Consider the following 2,116-nt stretch of genomic DNA (forward strand, 5'->3'; position numbering starts at 1 on the left):
TCCGGGCGGCCTTCATCCGGGCGCAGGTTGATCGGCACGCCGCGGACGCGGGTGCGTTTCAGGGCGTTGGCGGCTTCGGCCGGCATGCCGGCCGGCAGTTCGACCGTGCTCGACTCGTCGTAGAGGCCGATGCGGCCGATGAAGCGGCTTTCGATGCCGGCTTCATTGGCGATGGCGCCGACGATGTCCTTGACCTGGACGCCGTGGTCACGACCGACATCGATGCGGTAACGGACCATGTCGCCACTCGGCGCCGAGCGGGCCGGACGCTCTTCGCGACGCGGACGGTCGCCACGGCTCTCGAAGCTCGGCTTGTCGCCGCGATCAGCACGCGGTTTGCGCTCGTCACGTTCGCCAAAGCTGCCCGGACGCGGGCGGCTGTCCCGGTCAAAGGAGGGGGCCGGGGCGGGGCGCGGGTCTTCGCCGGCGATTTGCAGCGGCTTGCCTTGCTGGGCCAGCATGGCCAGGGCGGCGGCGACTTCTTCGGCGCCAACGTTCTGCTCTTCCGTGATTTGCGAAACGATGTTGGCGAAGAAATCGAGGCCTTCTGCGTTGAGCACTTCGGCCACCTTGCTCTTGAAGTCGGCGACGCGCTTGTTGGTCACATCGGCGCGGCTGGGCAGGGTCAGCGGCGCAATCGGCGAACGCGTGGCGCGCTCGATGGTGCGCAGCATGCGGATTTCGCGCGGGGCGACGAAGAGGATGGCGTTGCCGGTGCGGCCGGCGCGGCCGGTGCGGCCGATGCGGTGCACGTAGGCTTCGGTGTCGTAGGGAATGTCGTAGTTGACGACGTGGCTGACGCGCGGCACGTCGATGCCGCGGGCGGCGACGTCGGTGGCGATGACGATGTCGAGGGCGCCGGACTTCAGCTGCTCGATGACGCGTTCGCGCATTTGCTGGTTGAGATCGCCGTTCAGGGCGGCGGCGGCGTAGCCACGGGCGTTCAGCTTGTCGGCCAGTTCGACGGTGGCGGTTTTGGTACGGACGAAGATGATGGCGGCGTCGAAGTCTTCTTCAACTTCGAGGATGCGGGTCAGGGCGTCGAGCTTGTGCATGCCGCTGACTTGCCAGTAAACCTGACGAATCGCCGCAACCGTGGCAGTGGCCGACTTGATCTTGATTTCGCGCGGCTCGACCAGATACTTTTGCGCGACACGCCGGATCTGTTCCGGCATGGTGGCCGAGAACAGGGCCGTCTGGTGCTGGGCCGGCGTGCGTTCGAGAATCCATTCGACGTCGTCGATGAAGCCCATACGCAGCATTTCGTCGGCTTCGTCGAGGATCATGGTCTTCAGGTGGTCGAGGCTGAGCGTCTTGCGCTCGAGGTGGTCCATGACGCGACCCGGGGTGCCGACGATGACGTGGGCGCCGCGCGACAACTGCTTGAGCTGGATGGTGTAGCTCTGGCCACCGTAGATCGGCAGGACGTGGAAGCCGGGCAGGTTCTTGGCGTAGGTTTGCAGGGCTTCGGCAACCTGGATGGCCAACTCGCGCGTCGGCGTCAGGATCAGCGCTTGCGGCTTCATGAGCTTGACGTCGATTTGTTCCATGAGCGGCAGGGCAAACGCGGCGGTCTTGCCGGTGCCGGTCTGGGCCATGCCGATCAGGTCATGACCTTCGAGCAGGACGGGAATGCATTGGGCCTGGATGGGCGACGGCGTTTCGTAGCCGATTTCGGTGAGGGTGTTGAGTAGCGTTTGGCTTAAGCCGAGATCGGCGAAGCTGTCGGGAGTAGACGACATAGATGCTGTTTCCTTTCATCGTCGCCATTCACATTGTTTTAACCGGCGACGGATTGGCCCGATGGTCGGGCGGCCTGAGTACCCCGATGCAGCCATACCGGGGGCGAATCAATGGGGTGAACCTGCAAACGAAACCTACTTGAACCGGGGGCTGCTCGGAACTACTGCGGGCGGTGCATCAACGCATTGATTTGATTATTTTACCTTTTTTTTGCAAGGGCCGCCAGTTCTGCGGGACTGAAGCCGGCAGCAAGGCGTGCCGCTTCGTTCATTTTTCCCTGTGGCCATGGCGCCTGGTAGCGGGTTAGCAGATCGCGGTAAGTGCTTTCCGGCTCAAGCCCGCGTTCGGCGCAGAGGTGGCGGTACCAGCGGTC

At 64.0% G+C, this 2,116-nt stretch carries 2 protein-coding genes; both read right to left on the bottom strand.

Annotated elements, in window-relative coordinates:
• The coding region (locus ADADOO_RS13335; protein WP_511277992.1) for a DEAD/DEAH box helicase at positions 1 to 1,742 on the bottom strand (1,742 nt) is incomplete at its 3' end.
• A gap of 200 nt (positions 1,743 to 1,942) precedes the next feature.
• Positions 1,943 to 2,116: DUF455 family protein (locus ADADOO_RS13340; RefSeq protein ID WP_511277993.1), on the bottom strand; the 174-nt coding region annotated here is incomplete at its 5' end.

The sequence above is a fragment of the Azonexus sp. genome (assembly GCF_036170495.1).
In the GTDB taxonomy this organism is placed as follows: Bacteria; Pseudomonadota; Gammaproteobacteria; order Burkholderiales; family Rhodocyclaceae; genus Azonexus.